Source organism: Amycolatopsis circi, assembly GCF_003385235.1.
Classification (GTDB): Bacteria; Actinomycetota; Actinomycetes; order Mycobacteriales; family Pseudonocardiaceae; genus Amycolatopsis; species Amycolatopsis circi.
In genome coordinates this window covers 1-13,612 of the sequence record NZ_PQIA01000023.1, presented here as the reverse complement: position 1 = coordinate 13,612, position 13,612 = coordinate 1, and the positions used below count along the sequence as shown (strand labels likewise).

The window sequence follows — 13,612 nt, the reverse complement described above, 5'->3', positions numbered from 1 at the left end:
CAACTCATGTATCTCGTCATCGGAGCCACGGCCCACTTCGGACGTCAGGCGGTGGAGGAGCTGATCACCGCGGGCGTCCCGGTGCGGGCGCTGACCCGTGCTCCGGAGCGGGCCGGGCTCCCGGACGTAGTCGACGTCGTCCGCGGAGACCTGACCAAGCCCGAGACGCTGCCGCCGGCGCTGGCTGGTGTCGAGGCCGCTTTCTTGGTCCTCCAGTACGGGATGGACGTCGCTCCGCTGCTCGCGGCCGCGGTCCAGGCCGGGGTGCGACGGCTGGTGCTGCTGTCCTCGGGAGCGGTCGTTCCCGGTGCCGAACAGCAGCCCGACGTGATCGCCCAGTACCACCGCGACGTGGAGCGGGCCGTCGAGGAGACCGGCATCGAGTGGACGTTCCTGCGGTTGTTGTTCCCCGCCGTCAACTCGCTGACGTTCGCGATGCAGCTTCAGAGCGGCGACGTCATTCGCGCGCCCTACGCGGAAGCGGCGTTCAGCGCCGTGCACGAGCGAGACGTCGCGGAGGTGGCCGCACGGATCCTGACCGGCGGCGGACACGCCGGGCGGGCCTACGACCTGACCGGCTCGGACTCGTTGACCCAGGCGGACCAGGTCCGGATTCTCGGCGAGACACTGCGCCGCCCGCTCACCGTCGAAGACCTCGACCCGGAACCCGTCCGCGAACAGATGAGCCAGTTCATGGATCCCGAGTTCCTGGCGGCCCTGTTCGACCTCATGGCGCACACGGTCGGCAAACCCGCGCCGGTCAACGACATCGTCGAGCAGATCACCGGGCGCCCGGCTCGCACCTATGCCCAGTGGGCCGCAGACCACCGAGCCGACTTCAGCAGCTGATCGACGACCGGGAGGACCGCATCGTGACACTCGGGCGGCGAGCGCTGGGACGAGCCCTGCTGGCCCGCCAGTGGCTGCTGGAACGAGCCGACGCGACCGTCGAGGAGGCGGTTGCGCGGCTGGTCGGCATGCAAGCGCAGGCACCGTATGCGCCCTACTTCGGACTCTGGAGCCGGGTTCGGGCGTTCCGCACCGCCGACCTGGCGGATGCGCTGACCGAGCGTCGCCTGGTGCGGGTCGCGCTGATGCGCAGCACCGTTCACCTGGTCACCGTGGCGGACTATCGCGTCTTGCGTCCGTGGTCGCAAGACGCGCTCGACCGCGAACTCGACACCGCGTTCAAGGCTCCGTTGGCCGGTCTGGACCGCGCGGCCGTGGCGGAGTCGGGCCGGGCGCTGCTCAGCGCCCGGCCTCTTGCCCCCAAGGAACTCCGGGCGGCATTGCACGAGCGGTGGTCCGACCGCGATCCCCACGCGCTCACCACCGTCGTGCGCAACCGCGTGCCGCTGGTGCAGGTGCCGCCCCGCGCGGTCTGGGGCGTCGGCGGCACGACTCGGTACGCGGCGGCGGCCGACTGGACCGGAACCGAACCGGACTCCGCCGCCGATGCCGAGCAGATCGTGCTGCGCTACCTCACCGCCTTCGGCCCGGCCTCGGCCGCCGACGTGCAGACCTGGGCAGGCCGAACCCGGCTGCGTCCGGTCCTGGAAAGCTTGCGGCCGAGGCTGGCGGTTTTCCGGGACGAACGCGGGACGGAACTGTTCGACCTGCCGGACGCACCACGCCCCGCTGCCGACATTCCCGCGCCGGCCCGCTTCCTGCCCGAGTACGACAACCTGCTGGCCTCGCACGCCGACCGCACCCGGGTGATCTCCGCCGAAGACCGAAAACGCGTCATGACCGGCAACGGGATGCGCGCCGCTTTCCTGGTGGACGGTCAGGTCGTCGGTGCCTGGAAGCTCCGGCGGGACAAGACGTCGGCGACGTTGGAGATCGAGCCGTTCCGGACGCTGACCGCCGCCGAACGCACCGAGGTCGAGACTGAAGGTTCTCTCCTGCTGGAGTTCGCGGCTCCAGACGCGAACCACGACATCCGCGGGACTACTCCTCGAACCTAGGCGCCCCCGAGTAATCCCGCGAGTGCACGATCCGCCCGTCCCGCGCCGTCAGCACCATCGCGTACGTCGACACATACGGCTTGCCCTCGTACTCCCCGTGCAGGTCATACTCCGCCACCAGCACCTCCGGGTCGCCGGTCTCGTGCACCACGACCCGGTCCGCCTTGGTGATCCGGCGGCGCGCTCCTGCCTCGTGAAAGCGTTTGCGCAACTCCTCGCGGTCGCGCGTCACCTTCGGCACCCCCGCCGGCGCGAACGGGATTTCGATCACGACATCCTCGGAGTACAGGTCGGCGAGGTCATCCCAGCGGTTGTCGACCGCCGCGTCGAGGAAGCGCTGGAAGACCTCCTTCGTCCCCATCAACGTGGTTGCCGCGCCGTTGTTCGGGTAGTCGCGGTACTGGGTGATCTCGCCGTCCCGCACGGTCAGCAACCCGGCGGACGACGGGATCCGATAGCTGTGTCCGGTGTGCGGGTTCCGGCCCGCGGCGACGAGTTCGACGGCGAATCCGTCCGCGGTTTCGGTAGTGGTGACCTCGACTTTCTCCAGGCCGATCCGGGCCGCGACGGCGCTGCCCGCGCCGAGCGTGGCCAGTACGGCGTCGCGGCCGGTCGAGCGGTGGCCGGTGAACGGGATTTCGTAGACGGCGTCCTCGGCGAGGACATCAGCGAACGGCGCGGCGTCGAAGGCGCTCAACGCGTTCGCGACGATCTCGGCCACTTCGGACACGGTGCGGGGCATCAGAAACCTCATTCGGGAAGACAAGCGGATAATCGGAACGGGGCACCCGCTTACGAAGATACGGAGTTGTCACTCCGGTTGTCAACGGTGACCTGGAGATCTGAGACACGGTCAGAAGCGGCGGCGATCGTTCCGGGGAAGAATCGGACGACCGCACCACTTTGAGAGCAGAGGAGATCGCCGGTGGAGAAGCCTGCGCTCCGCGCGGACGCGCGCCGGAACCGCGCCCGCGTGCTGGCTGCCGCCGAAGCGGCCTTCGCCGTCGACGGGCTCTCTGTGCCGCTCGACGACATCGCGCGGCTCGCCGGCGTCGGCGCGGGCACTGTCTATCGGCACTTTCCCAGCAAGGAAGCGCTGTTCCAGGCGGTCGTGGTGGAGCGGCTGGAGCAGTACGGCGTCGAGGCGCAGCAGCTGATCGACTCCGACGTGCCCGGCGAAGCGTTCTACGACTACTTCACGCGCGTCATCGAACAGGCGTCGCGTAACCGTGCGATCTGCGAAGCGCTCGGTGAGACAAGCGGTTCCGCGTACAAGGCCGAAGCAGCGGAGCGGTTTCGCGTGAACCTCACTGCGCTTCTGGAACGCGCGCAAGCCGTAGGCGCTGTACGCGCGGACATCGACGGCGAAGACTTGCGCGCGCTCATCGTCGGCGCGCTCGCGGTGGAGCGGTTTACGCCGGACAGTCGGCATCTCGTGCGCGTGCTGCTCGACGGTCTGCGCAAGGTCTAGCGACGGCCGGTGCGCAGGTGGATGCGTTCGCCGGATTTGCTGAAGAGGCTGAGGATTTCGACGTCGCCCTTGCCCGCGGCGCCGAACCAGTGCGGGATGTGACAGTCGAACTCGGCTGCTTCGCCGTGCCCCATGATGAAGTCGTGATCGCTCAGCCGTACGCGTAGTCGCCCGCGAAGCACGTAGAGCCATTCGTGCCCGTCGTGGGTGCGCAGGTGGGGCTCTTCGTCGTGCGCCGGAATGATCTGTTTGTAGGCGCGGAGTTCTCCCTGGTGCCGGGACAGCGGGATCAGCACGCGCCCGTCCCTCTTGGCGGGCTGCTGGGGCACGCGCGGGTCGACGATCCGGGGCGCGGCGACGATCTCGTCGAACGGGATGCCCAGCGCCGCGGTGATCGGCAGCAGTAGCTCCAGGCTCGGCTTGCGCTGCCCGGATTCCAGCCGGGACAGCGTGCTGGTCGAGATGCCGGTGGACCGCGCGAGGTCGGCGAGGCTGATGCCCTGCTTGTCCCTGGCACGCCGCAGCCGGGGCGCGATCTGTTCGAGCACGCCGTCGACGGTCGGATGGTCGTTCATGCGGCGCAGTCAACCAAGGTGTCCCGGAAACGGCAACGTTTCTTGCCGCTGCCGGTCCCGTCTTCCGATCCTGGTCGTGGAGGTGATCCACATGGATTCGACAACACGCCCCTCGGCCGAATCGCTCACGGAGACGGTGTGGGACAGCATCATCGTCGGCGGCGGCTCCGCCGGTCTGTCGGCGGGGATCGTGCTGGCGCGGGCCCAGTTCGCGACGCTGGTCGTGGACGGCGGCGCGCCGCGCAACGGACCGGCCGACCACATGCACGGGTATCTGACGCGGGACGGCATGGCTCCCAAGGAGTTCGTCGCGACCGGGCAGGAGGAGTTCACCCGGTACGGCGGAACGCTGGCGCGGGGGACGGTGACCGACGTGCGGCGCGCCGAGGACGGGATGTTCGAGCTGCGGCTGGATTACCGGAGCTGTCTGCGTGCCCGGTCGATCTTGGTCGCCACCGGGCTGACCGACGAACTCCCCGAGGTTCCCGGCCTGGCCGCGGGGTGGGCGTCGCTGGTGCATCACTGCCCGCATTGCCACGGTTATGAGGTCCGCGGGAGCGCCATCGCGGTCGTCGGCAGCGAGATAGCGCCGCACTCGGCGCACTTGGCCGCGCTGATGCGCCGCTACAGCCCGTCGGTGACGTTTTGCGTCAACGGGGCCAAGGTCGACGCCGCTGAACGACAGCGGCTCGGTGCTTACGGTGTGCGCCTCATCGACGCGCCCGTCAGCCGAGTCGTAGCAAGCGACGGCGACGAAGCGCCGGTGACAATCGAACTGGCAGACGGCACGACGGTGCCGTGTGACGCGATCTTCGTCGGCACTCGCCCGGAGCCGCACGACGCGCTCCTCACCGCGCTCGGTGCGGAACGGGACCCGGTGAGCGGATTGGTCCCGGTCGACGCCGCCGGTGCCACGGCCGTTGACGGGGTGTGGGCAGCCGGGAACGTCGTCAATCCGCGTGCCCAAGTCGTTTCGGCGGCCGGTGCGGGTTCCGCCGCGGGCATCGCCATGACGGGCTGGCTGCTCGACCGCGAGCTGTCCGCCGCGGTCTCCAGGCAAGGTGGGAACCGTTGATGACCAGCGACACCGTCGAAACGTCCCGGCGGCTGCCCGTCGGCGTGTACTTGCTTGCCTTCAGCCTGTTCGCGATGGGCAGCGCGGAATTCCTTCTGGCGGGCGTGCTGCCCGCGGTGGCCGACGATCTCCAGGTTTCGTTGTCCTCGGCCGGGTTTCTCATCACCGCGTTCGCGCTCGGGGTCGTCATCGGCGGGCCGCCGTTCGCTGTGCTCAGCTTGCGCTGGCCCCGGCGCACCGCGCTGATGGCCACCCAGGGAGTGTTCGCGGTCAGCGTCGCCGCCGGGCTGCTGGGGGACTACCAGGTCTTGCTGGTGAGCAGGGTGGTCTCGGGAGTCGCCTACGCCGGCTTCTTCGCCGTCGCGTCCGTGACCGCGATCAGCCTGGTCACCCCGGACCGCAACGCCCGCGCGTCCGGCGTGGTGGTCAGCGGCCTGAGCGTGGCCATGGTCGCGGGCGGACCGGCAGGCACCTTGATCAGCCATTTCACCCAGTGGCGCGGCGGATTCTGGGCGGTGGTCGCGCTCACGCTCGCCGGAGTCGTCGCGTGCTCGCTCGGGATCCCCGCGGCGACCCGGTCGATGGCTAGGCCAAGCGTGTCGCGGGAGCTTGCCACGATCCGCAAACCGCGGCTGTGGGGCATTTACGTGATCACGATCCTGACCACGGCGGCGTACATGATCACGTTCAACTACCTGTCGGCCATGCTCGCCGAGATCACCGGCGTCCCCACGGTCTGGATCCCCGCGATCCTCGCGCTCTTCGGTATCGGCGCTTTCGTCGGCCTGTCCATCGGCGGACGCGTCTCCGACCAGCGGCCGCACACCGCGCTCCTGAGCGGAGCCGTCGCGATCGTGCTTCTTTCGGTAGTCATGGTCCTCGCGATCCACAGTTCGTGGGCGGTGATTCCCGCGGTGTTCCTGCTCGGGATCGCTGCTTTCGTACTGAATCCGGCGATCTACGGCCGGGTCTTCGCCATCGCCGCCGACGCTCCGACCCTGGCCGGAGCGACCACGGTTTCGGCTTTCCAGCTGGGCATCAGCGCGACTCCCGTCCTGGCGGCAGCCGTGCTCACCCAGGGCACTGCTCTCACGTGGGTCAGCCTCATCGGCGCTGTCCTGGCCGCGCTTGCGGTCCCGCTAATCTTTCTTGACCGTTCCCTCGGCTAGCGGCAGAGCACGCATCTTGCGAAGCGGCGAAGCGACCAGAATCGCCGACGCCACAAGGATTCCGATGCCGCACACGTACAGCGTGACCCGGGTGGTGGTGAGTTCGGCGATGAAGCCGCCGATCAGACTGCCGAGCGGGGCAACGCCGAAAATGACCGTCTGCGACACCGACGAGACGCGGCCCAGCAGTTCATGCGGGGTGATCGCCTGCCGGAAGCTCGTTTCGAACACGCCGAGCACGATGATCCCGAAGCTCGACCCGAAACCGCCGGCGACCCACCAAGCGAGACCCCAGCCCTGCGTCGCGAAAGCGTTGAACAGGAACGAAACGCTGTACACGGCGGCACCGAAGTACAGCGCCCGTGCGGCACCGAAGCGAGCACCGAGCCGTTGCGCGATTCCGCTCGCGAGCAGGGCGCCGAGCAGCGAGATGGTGCCGAGCAAGCCGATCATGAAGGGTGCGACGTGCAGGTCGCGGACCATGAACACCATCGACACCGCCATGAACATCGACTGGAACAGGCTCGACGCGGCACCGTGGAGGGCGATCGCGCGCAGGATCGGGTTGTGCAGCACCGTCCGCAAGCCTTCGCCGATTTCGCGGCGGAGGTTCCGTTCAGTGGGCTCAGGTCGCAGATCAGGCGTGCGAATGCGGCGCAGCCACGCGGCGGACCACAGGTAGGTCAACGCGTCGACCGCCATCGCGCCCGCGCCCCCGATGAACTGCACGATCATCCCGCCGAGGCCGGGCCCGGCAATCGCGGCGACGGACAGGTTCGTCTGCAGCCGGGCGTTCGCGTCGGGCAGTTCGCCGCGCTCGACGAGGTTCGGCAGGTAGGCCTGGTGCGCGACGTTGAAGAAGACCGTGAACCCGCCCGCCAGCAGCACGACGACGTACAGATGGCCCAGCGTCAGCGACCCGAACACCGCGGCGACCGGCACCGAACCGATGAGCACCGCGCGGGCGAGGTCGGCGGTGATCAGCACCGGCCGGTTGCGCATCCGGTCGCACCACGCTCCCACCTGCAGCCCGATCAGCAGGTACGGCAGCGTGCTCAGGGTCCGCAACAGGGAAACCTCGGTCACGGAGGCGGCGAGCGTCGTGGTGGCTATTAGTGGGATGACCAGGAAGTCGATGCGGTTCCCGACTTGGCTGAGGCCGTCGGCTAGCCAGAGCCGCCGGAAGTCCGGCGAGCGAAGAATCCCCCTCATAAGAGCAGTGTGACATAAGTTGAGTCGGTATATATCAAGTTGCACAGTGCGTAACGACGCCTATGATCAACGCGACGAAACCCTCGTAGCCGAGTGACTGTGCGGCGAGGAGGTGCCGGATGTCGGACACCGCTCCCACCTGGGGTTATGTCGTCGTGACCGGTCTCGCCGGGCTTGCTGGCGGCCTGCTCGTCGCCGCGCTGCTGGTCGCCGGTCGCACTCCGCGACCAGCCGGAGAGTCGGCGCCGCCCACCCCGCCGTCCGTGCAACCGGTGACGGTCACGGTGACCGGCCTCCCTCTGCCGCCGATCACCGTGACCCACCGCCCGCCCGCACCTCCGGCTCCGCCGCCGCGCACCACCACGGCCACGGTGTCGGTCACCCCCACGCCGTCGAGCCCGTCGGCACCCCCGCCGACCACGCTGGCTCCGACCACCGGGTTCGTCCGCGACGAACGCTGACGTCAGCCGACGTCGCGCCGTCGCCAGCCGGTCAAGCCCGCCGCGAGGACGACCGCCGAGACGGCCAGCAGCACCACCAGCGGCACCGCGGTGAACACCTCGCCGGGCACCTTCGGCGGATGCTGGAACGGCGACACGTCCAGCAGCACCTGCGGCGCGTTGACGACCGGCCCGAACATGCTGATCAGCAACGCCAGCGCCGCCACGCCCCAGGCGGCGGTCGCCAGCTTCGGCAGCAGCCCGAAGATCAGCGCGGCCACCGCGACGATCACCCACGCCGCGGGCACCTGCACCGCGACGGCCGCGACCATGTTCCCCACGGAACGGCCGACGTCACCGCTGCGCAGCCCGTTCGACAGCCCGAGCAGCACGCCCCCGACGAGCACGAGCAACGCGCTGCCGAGGAACGCGAACACGAGGTGGCTCGCGGCCCAGCGCAGCCGTCCGACCCGCGTGGCCAGCAGTGGTTCGAGCCGGATCGCGGTTTCCTCGGTGCGCATCCGCAGCGTCGCCTGCACGCCGTAAAGCGAGGCGAGCATCGCGAACAGGCTCACCATCGTCGCGAGGAAAGCGTCGACGAGTCCGTGCGAGCCGCCGAGCCGTTCGAAGATCTGCCTGCTCTGTTCGGTGCCGCCGACCAGGCCGGAAATGCCCTGCGCGATCGTCCCGAACAGCGCGCCGCCGACCGCGAGCCCGACCAGCCAGCCGAGCAGCGGACCCCGCTGCAGCCGCCAGGCCAGCGAGAACGGCGACCGCAGCGACGGGGCGGCCTCACTGGGTCCGAGCCGCGGCGGAAGCAGGCCGACGCCGACGTCCCGGCGCGGCAGCAGCGCGTAGGCCACGGCAAACAGCACGAGCATGGTCGCGACGGGCAAAATCAGTACCCACCAGCGTTCTTCGGCGAACGGCCGGATCTGCTGCGCCCAGCCGAGCGGCGAAATCCACGACAGCCAGTGCGCGTCGGTGGTCGAATCACCCGCACCACGCAACAGAAACGCGACGCCGAGCACGGCCGTGCCGATGCCGTTGGCGGTGCGCGAGTACTCACCGAGCTGCGCGGCTACCGCAGCGACGCCGGTAAAGACCAGGCCGGCGAGCGCAGTGCTCGCGCCGAGCGCGACGGAACCCGCTGCGGGCAGCTTCGAAGCCAGCGTAATCGCTTGCAGCACCCCGATCAGCACGCTTGCGCCACCGGTCACCGCGAGCGCGGCGGTGAGCGGCGCGTATCGACCGACCACAGTGGACGCGAGCAGTTCGGCGCGGCCAGTGTCCTCCTCGGCTCGGGTGTGCCGGGTCAGCGTGAAGACCGCCATCAGGCCGGTCAGCAGCGCCAGGAACCCGCCCATCCGCCAGGCGATGAACCCGCCTGCCGTGCCGAGGTTGAACGCCGGGCCGTAAAGCAGCGCGAACGACGGGTTCGCGGCGGCCGACGCGACGAGCCCGGCCCGGCTCGCGGCGGTCGGATAGAACTGGTCGTAGCTGCTGATCGTGGCCACCGGGATGAAGCTGAGCAGGACGATCCAGATCGGCAGGATGATCCGGTCGCGGCGCAGGGCCAGCCGGGTCAGCGGTCCGATGCCGTTGAGCGCGCCGGTCATTTCCCTGCCTCGAGTTCGTCCGCGTAGTGGCGCAGGAAGAGTTCTTCGAGCGTCGGCGGCCTGCTTTCCAAGCTGCGCACGCCGATCTGGGTCAGCTGGCGCAGCGCGTCATCCAGCGAGCGGGTTTCCACGTCGAAGCGGACGCGGTTGCCGTCGACCTTGAGGTCGTGCACGTCGGAGAGCTTGGCCAGGCCGTTCGGCGGTCCGGACAGCTCCGCGGAGATCGAGGTGCGGGTGAGGTGGCGCAGTTCGGCGAGCGTGCCGGACTCGACCGTGCGGCCGTTGCGGATGATGCTTACCTTGTCGCACAAGGCTTCCACCTCGGCGAGGATGTGGCTGGACAGCAGCACGGTGCGGCCCTGCGCGCGTTCCTCCTGAATGACCTCCTGGAAAGTGGCCTCCATCAACGGGTCGAGGCCCGAGGTCGGCTCGTCGAGCAGCAGAAGGTCCACAGTGGACGCTAGAGCGGCGACGATGGCGACTTTCTGCCGGTTGCCCTTGGAGTATGTGCGGCCCTTTTTGCGCGGGTCAAGGTCGAAGCGCTCGACGAGTTCCTCGCGGCGCTTCTGGTCGAGCCCGCCGCGCAGCCTGCCGAGCAGGTCGATGACCTCTCCGCCGGACAGGTTGGGCCAGAGGTTGACGTCGCCGGGCACGTAGGCGAGCCGGTGGTGCAGGCTCGCGGCGTCGCGCCACGGGTCGCCGTCGAGCAGCCGGACCTCGCCGGCGTCGGCGCGCAGCAGCCCGAGCAGCACCCGGATCGTGGTGGACTTCCCGGCGCCGTTCGGGCCGAGGAATCCGTGGACTTCCCCCACGGGAACCTGAAGATCAAGGCCGTCGAGGGCCTTCACCCGGCCAAATGCCTTGTGCAGGCCGGAGATCGCAATGGCGTTTCCCATGGTTCGGAAGCTACACTCTTTTCACGAAGTTGTGAAGTTAAGAAAACGTTTGGACCGAGTGATCTTCTGGACGCTCGTGGGAGAGGATGGACGGATGACGACGCCTGAGACAAAGCGGGACGAGGACGCCGTCCGCCGGTACGTCGAAAGCCTGGGCCTCGTGATGGCTCAGATCGGCATGCAGCGCATGTCAGCGCGGGTTTTCGCGGCACTGATGACGACCGACTCGGGGCAGCTGACGGCCGCCGAACTGGCCGAGCAGCTGTCGGTGAGCCCGGCCGCGATCTCCGGCGCGGTGCGGTATCTGGACCAGATCGGCCTCGTGAAGAAGGTCCGCGAACCCGGCGAGCGCCGCGACCACTACCGGCTCTACGACGACCTCTGGTACGCGACCTTCCTCAAGCGCGACCGCTTCCTGATCATGTGGCGCGACGCGGCCAGCGACGGCATCGACGCGCTTGGCGCGGACACGCCCGCCGGGAAACGGCTCGCCGAGATGCGGGACTTCCTGGCGTTCATGCTGGTCGAGGTCAACAACCTGTACGACCGGTGGCACGAGGTGCGGAAAAACCGCGACTAGCCAAGCTTTTCGAGGGTCGCGGCGAGCCGGTGTGCGAGGTCTGGGCGCGGCTCTCGTTCTTCGAAGGACGCGAGGAACGCCTCCTGGAAACACGCGCCGAGCAGCAGCCGGGCCGCCGCTTCGACGTCGAGATCGCTGGGCAGCCTGCCTAGTTCGACCTCTGCGGCGAGGTAGCCGGCGACGTGCTGAATCGGCAGGCCGGGGCTGTTTTCGAGGGTGTTCCGGTGGGTGCGGAGCAGGTCGCGCGAGGAGAAGATCGAGACGGAGATCGGGAAGCTCGCGCAGTAGAAGGCCAACGCCGTGGTGCTCAGCTCGGCGAGATTGTCGCCGAGTTCTGCCTTCCCGGGGTTCTCGGCTAGCCTCGCCGCCGTGGCGACGAGGTCGGGCAACTCCTCTTTCAGCACTGCCAGGAAGAGTGCGGTCTTGTCGCGGAAGTGCTTGTACAGCAAGGCTTCCGAGTAGCCCGCGGCCTGCGCGATCGCCTTCGTCGTGGCGTGCGCGTATCCGCGTTCCCGCATGATCGTCGCTGCCGCGGCGACGATCTCCTCGCGGCTTCCCATGCGTGCTCCCTGAGGGTCTTCTCAGCGTGGTGAGTGTTCACTCACCCTAGCTGGTAAGTGTTCACTCACCCCTCCTTGGAGGCCTCTGATGAAGATCACCGTCCTAGGCGCGAGCGGCCGGATCGGCGGCCTGGCGGTGCGGGAAGCGCTGGCGCGCGGATGGCACGTAACCGCCGTGGTCCGCGACCCTGCGCGGTTGACCGTCCCCGCGCATCCCCGATTGGACGTCGCGGTTCACTCCCTGACCGACCCGCGCCTGGCCGACGCCGTGACTGGTCGTGACGCTGTTGTCCTGGCCCTGGGCCCTACGGACCTCAAGCCGACGACCGTCAACTCCGACGGCACCCGCTCGGTGGTGTCCGCGCTGCGCGGGTCCCAGACGCGGTTTGTGGTGGTGAGCGCGTCCGGTCTGGCTGCGGAGGGAGACAGCCTGTTCTCGCGGCTGCTGCTGAAGCCGTTGCTGGGGGCAGTGCTGCGCAATGGATACGCCGACCTGCGGCGGATGGAGTCGGTACTGCACGAGGCCTCGGACGTTCGGTGGACGATCGTGCGTCCGACGAGGCTTACGGACAAGCCCGCGCGGACTCGGATCCGCAGCCAGGTGGGGTCGGATGTGCGGGGGAGCTACCAGGTTTCGCGGGCGAACGTGGCCCGGTATCTGCTGGACGCGGCTGAGGACGAGTCTTTGGCGGGGAAGACGGTGTCGATCAGCCAGTAACGCGGCTGTCTGCTGTTGCCGACACCCGCGGCTTTCCTGGCGGCGGACGTGCCTGCTGAGCGGATTTCTGCCGGGTGGTTTTGTCGGCAGTCGCAGACATGTCCACAGCTGCTCCCCAAACTATCCCCAGGGTTGTCCACAACTCGCATCCCCTGTGGACAACTCCCTCCGCGGGCCCGGTTCTGTCGTGGGCCCTCGTTACTGTCGGAGGCATGGCAGTTCTTCGGCTGTTCCTCCTTTTCCTGATGGCACCGGTGCTGGTCGCGCAGGCTGTTCGGGTGCGTCGGGCGACTCCGCGGCTTCCCGGCGCCGACGGACCGATCGAGGGCACTCTCGGCTTCGGGCGACCGTTGCGGCTCACCGTGATCGGCGAGTCGACAGTGGACGGCGTCGGCGCGCTCACCCACACCGAGGCGCTCACCGGCCAGCTCGCGGTGGGGCTTTCCCGCGCGTACCCGGACCGGGAGGTGCAGTGGCACGCGCTGGGCATCACCGGCGCGTCGGCGCGAGTGGTTCTCGACGAACTGGTTCCGCGCGTCCGGGCGGCTGACGTCGTGGTCGTCGTCCTCGGCGTGAACGACACCTTGGAGCTGCACTCGGCCGCCCGGTACCGGCGTGATCTGCTGGCGATCGTCGTCGAGGTGCGGCGAAGGGTCGGCGACGTCCCGGTCGTCCTCGCGGGGGTGCCGCCGCTGGCGAGTTTCCCGTCCCTGCCCCGGCCGCTGCGGGACGTGCTCGGCGCGCGGTCCGTCGCGCTCGACCGGGCGGCACGCACGTTGACCCGGCTTCCCGGGGTCACGCATGTTCCGTTGGCACCGGGATTGCTCCTTCCGGGAATGTTCGCTGCTGACCGTTTCCACCCCGGCCCGGACGGTTACCGCGCCTGGGCCGCCGCGCTCTCGGAGGGATTACCGATCGTCACTGACAGTCGGCATCCGGGGGAGGTGACGCGGCCGTCCTGACCGGCAGGTTCACAAAAGTCCCCAAAACTTTGGCGCTCCGTGTATCTAGGCGCACCCTGGATGCGTCCTAAAGGGCGAACCAAGGAAAGGGAGGGCCACATGCCTGCGGATCAGAAGGACGAGCGGCAGCCGGGAACCACCGTTCCGCCCGTCAAGACGAGCCCCGCTCCCGGGGCGAACCGGGGAGTGCAGCCGGACGGCAACCACGAGCCGCTCGACGACACCGGCACTGCCAAGTAGCGAGACGGGCGGCGCCCGGGAGCCGAGGGGGCTGCCGGACGTCGTCAGCCGGAGGGAGTTCGGGGAGGAACTCTTCTCCGGCGGGGCCCGACAGGGGAGCGGGCCCCCATGGGGGCCCGCTCCCCTGT

At 69.0% G+C, this 13,612-nt stretch carries 16 protein-coding genes; 10 read left to right on the top strand and 6 right to left on the bottom strand.

Annotated features, from left to right (window positions below; translation table 11 throughout):
* Nucleotides 1-6: 6 nt before the first annotated feature.
* Entirely contained in the window at nucleotides 7-849 is an 843-nt protein-coding gene (locus tag D0D37_RS12380; RefSeq protein WP_116200657.1) for an NAD(P)H-binding protein, read from the top strand.
* A 23-nt stretch (nucleotides 850-872) separates the two neighbouring features.
* Entirely contained in the window at nucleotides 873-1,967 is a 1,095-nt protein-coding gene (locus D0D37_RS12375; RefSeq protein ID WP_341867980.1) for a winged helix DNA-binding domain-containing protein, read from the top strand.
* Here D0D37_RS12375 and D0D37_RS12370 read toward each other — a convergent pair.
* Nucleotides 1,951-2,709 carry a nuclear transport factor 2 family protein gene (locus tag D0D37_RS12370; protein ID WP_116200655.1) on the bottom strand — a complete coding sequence of 253 codons (759 nt, stop codon included), beginning with the start codon at nucleotides 2,707-2,709 and terminating at the stop codon, nucleotides 1,951-1,953. The genes D0D37_RS12375 and D0D37_RS12370 overlap by 17 nt on opposite strands.
* A gap of 183 nt (nucleotides 2,710-2,892) precedes the next feature.
* Here D0D37_RS12370 and D0D37_RS12365 point away from each other — a divergent pair, with 183 nt between their 5' ends.
* Nucleotides 2,893-3,438 carry a TetR/AcrR family transcriptional regulator gene (locus tag D0D37_RS12365; RefSeq protein WP_116200654.1) on the top strand — a complete coding sequence of 182 codons (546 nt, stop codon included), beginning with the start codon at nucleotides 2,893-2,895 and terminating at the stop codon, nucleotides 3,436-3,438.
* On the opposite strand, the gene D0D37_RS12360 is transcribed toward D0D37_RS12365, so the two are convergent.
* The gene (locus D0D37_RS12360; protein WP_116200653.1) at nucleotides 3,435-4,013 is read right to left on the bottom strand and encodes a helix-turn-helix domain-containing protein; all 579 of its coding nucleotides are present in this window, start codon (nucleotides 4,011-4,013) and stop codon (nucleotides 3,435-3,437) included. The genes D0D37_RS12365 and D0D37_RS12360 overlap by 4 nt on opposite strands.
* A gap of 91 nt (nucleotides 4,014-4,104) precedes the next feature.
* Here D0D37_RS12360 and D0D37_RS12355 point away from each other — a divergent pair, with 91 nt between their 5' ends.
* Together D0D37_RS12355 and D0D37_RS12350 are read left to right on the top strand one after the other, a co-directional pair.
* Complete coding sequence (locus tag D0D37_RS12355) at nucleotides 4,105-5,088, top strand: NAD(P)/FAD-dependent oxidoreductase (RefSeq protein ID WP_116200652.1); 984 nt, start codon at nucleotides 4,105-4,107, stop codon at nucleotides 5,086-5,088.
* Nucleotides 5,088-6,257 (top strand): MFS transporter, encoded by a 1,170-nt coding sequence (locus D0D37_RS12350; protein ID WP_116200651.1) that lies wholly within the window; start codon nucleotides 5,088-5,090, stop codon nucleotides 6,255-6,257. Before D0D37_RS12355 ends, D0D37_RS12350 begins: the two co-directional genes overlap by 1 nt.
* On the opposite strand, the gene D0D37_RS12345 is transcribed toward D0D37_RS12350, so the two are convergent.
* A complete protein-coding gene (locus tag D0D37_RS12345) occupies nucleotides 6,228-7,469 on the bottom strand; it encodes an MFS transporter (protein WP_116200650.1) in 1,242 nt (413 codons plus the stop codon). The two genes, D0D37_RS12350 and D0D37_RS12345, sit on opposite strands and share 30 nt — an antisense overlap.
* 119 nt (nucleotides 7,470-7,588) lie before the next feature.
* Here D0D37_RS12345 and D0D37_RS12340 point away from each other — a divergent pair, with 119 nt between their 5' ends.
* On the top strand, nucleotides 7,589-7,930 hold the full coding sequence (locus D0D37_RS12340; protein ID WP_116200649.1) for a hypothetical protein: 342 nt from the start codon (nucleotides 7,589-7,591) through the stop codon (nucleotides 7,928-7,930).
* Between the two features lie 2 nt (nucleotides 7,931-7,932).
* Here the strand turns inward: D0D37_RS12340 and D0D37_RS12335 are convergent, their stop codons facing one another.
* The gene (locus D0D37_RS12335) at nucleotides 7,933-9,528 is read right to left on the bottom strand and encodes an ABC transporter permease (RefSeq protein WP_116200648.1); all 1,596 of its coding nucleotides are present in this window, start codon (nucleotides 9,526-9,528) and stop codon (nucleotides 7,933-7,935) included.
* Nucleotides 9,525-10,424: an ABC transporter ATP-binding protein gene (locus D0D37_RS12330; RefSeq protein ID WP_116200647.1), complete on the bottom strand. Its 900-nt coding sequence runs from the start codon at nucleotides 10,422-10,424 to the stop codon at nucleotides 9,525-9,527. The genes D0D37_RS12335 and D0D37_RS12330 overlap by 4 nt, the downstream gene beginning before the upstream one ends.
* Nucleotides 10,425-10,518: 94 nt before the next feature.
* Between D0D37_RS12330 and D0D37_RS12325 the strand changes: the two genes are divergently transcribed.
* Nucleotides 10,519-11,004, top strand: coding sequence for a GbsR/MarR family transcriptional regulator (locus tag D0D37_RS12325; protein ID WP_116200646.1), 486 nt, complete (start codon nucleotides 10,519-10,521; stop codon nucleotides 11,002-11,004).
* Here D0D37_RS12325 and D0D37_RS12320 read toward each other — a convergent pair.
* A complete protein-coding gene (locus D0D37_RS12320; RefSeq protein WP_116200645.1) occupies nucleotides 11,001-11,564 on the bottom strand; it encodes a TetR/AcrR family transcriptional regulator in 564 nt (187 codons plus the stop codon). The two genes, D0D37_RS12325 and D0D37_RS12320, sit on opposite strands and share 4 nt — an antisense overlap.
* Nucleotides 11,565-11,652: 88 nt before the next feature.
* Here D0D37_RS12320 and D0D37_RS12315 point away from each other — a divergent pair, with 88 nt between their 5' ends.
* The 3 genes from D0D37_RS12315 to D0D37_RS46535 all read left to right on the top strand — a co-directional run bounded on the left by D0D37_RS12315 (nucleotide 11,653) and on the right by D0D37_RS46535 (nucleotide 13,484).
* Nucleotides 11,653-12,282 (top strand): NAD(P)-dependent oxidoreductase, encoded by a 630-nt coding sequence (locus D0D37_RS12315; RefSeq protein ID WP_116200644.1) that lies wholly within the window; start codon nucleotides 11,653-11,655, stop codon nucleotides 12,280-12,282.
* Between the two features lie 212 nt (nucleotides 12,283-12,494).
* Nucleotides 12,495-13,244 carry an SGNH/GDSL hydrolase family protein gene (locus tag D0D37_RS12310; RefSeq protein WP_116200643.1) on the top strand — a complete coding sequence of 250 codons (750 nt, stop codon included), beginning with the start codon at nucleotides 12,495-12,497 and terminating at the stop codon, nucleotides 13,242-13,244.
* A 99-nt stretch (nucleotides 13,245-13,343) separates the two neighbouring features.
* Complete coding sequence (locus D0D37_RS46535; protein WP_158242475.1) at nucleotides 13,344-13,484, top strand: hypothetical protein; 141 nt, start codon at nucleotides 13,344-13,346, stop codon at nucleotides 13,482-13,484.
* Nucleotides 13,485-13,612 lie beyond the last annotated feature (128 nt).

Excerpts from the sequence above, each read along its gene's own strand:
- D0D37_RS12380 (WP_116200657.1), top strand. The coding sequence starts at position 7 with ATGTATCTCGTCATCGGAGCCACGGCCCACTTCGGACGTCAGGCGGTG.
- D0D37_RS12370 (WP_116200655.1), bottom strand. The coding sequence starts at position 2,709 with ATGCCCCGCACCGTGTCCGAAGTGGCCGAGATCGTCGCGAACGCGTTG.
- D0D37_RS12360 (WP_116200653.1), bottom strand. The coding sequence starts at position 4,013 with ATGAACGACCATCCGACCGTCGACGGCGTGCTCGAACAGATCGCGCCC.
- D0D37_RS12355 (WP_116200652.1), top strand. The coding sequence starts at position 4,105 with ATGGATTCGACAACACGCCCCTCGGCCGAATCGCTCACGGAGACGGTG.
- D0D37_RS12350 (WP_116200651.1), top strand. The coding sequence starts at position 5,088 with ATGACCAGCGACACCGTCGAAACGTCCCGGCGGCTGCCCGTCGGCGTG.
- D0D37_RS12345 (WP_116200650.1), bottom strand. The coding sequence starts at position 7,469 with ATGAGGGGGATTCTTCGCTCGCCGGACTTCCGGCGGCTCTGGCTAGCC.
- D0D37_RS12340 (WP_116200649.1), top strand. The coding sequence starts at position 7,589 with ATGTCGGACACCGCTCCCACCTGGGGTTATGTCGTCGTGACCGGTCTC.
- D0D37_RS12335 (WP_116200648.1), bottom strand. The coding sequence starts at position 9,528 with ATGACCGGCGCGCTCAACGGCATCGGACCGCTGACCCGGCTGGCCCTG.
- D0D37_RS12330 (WP_116200647.1), bottom strand. The coding sequence starts at position 10,424 with ATGGGAAACGCCATTGCGATCTCCGGCCTGCACAAGGCATTTGGCCGG.
- D0D37_RS12325 (WP_116200646.1), top strand. The coding sequence starts at position 10,519 with ATGACGACGCCTGAGACAAAGCGGGACGAGGACGCCGTCCGCCGGTAC.
- D0D37_RS12320 (WP_116200645.1), bottom strand. The coding sequence starts at position 11,564 with ATGGGAAGCCGCGAGGAGATCGTCGCCGCGGCAGCGACGATCATGCGG.
- D0D37_RS12315 (WP_116200644.1), top strand. The coding sequence starts at position 11,653 with ATGAAGATCACCGTCCTAGGCGCGAGCGGCCGGATCGGCGGCCTGGCG.
- D0D37_RS12310 (WP_116200643.1), top strand. The coding sequence starts at position 12,495 with ATGGCAGTTCTTCGGCTGTTCCTCCTTTTCCTGATGGCACCGGTGCTG.
- D0D37_RS46535 (WP_158242475.1), top strand. The coding sequence starts at position 13,344 with ATGCCTGCGGATCAGAAGGACGAGCGGCAGCCGGGAACCACCGTTCCG.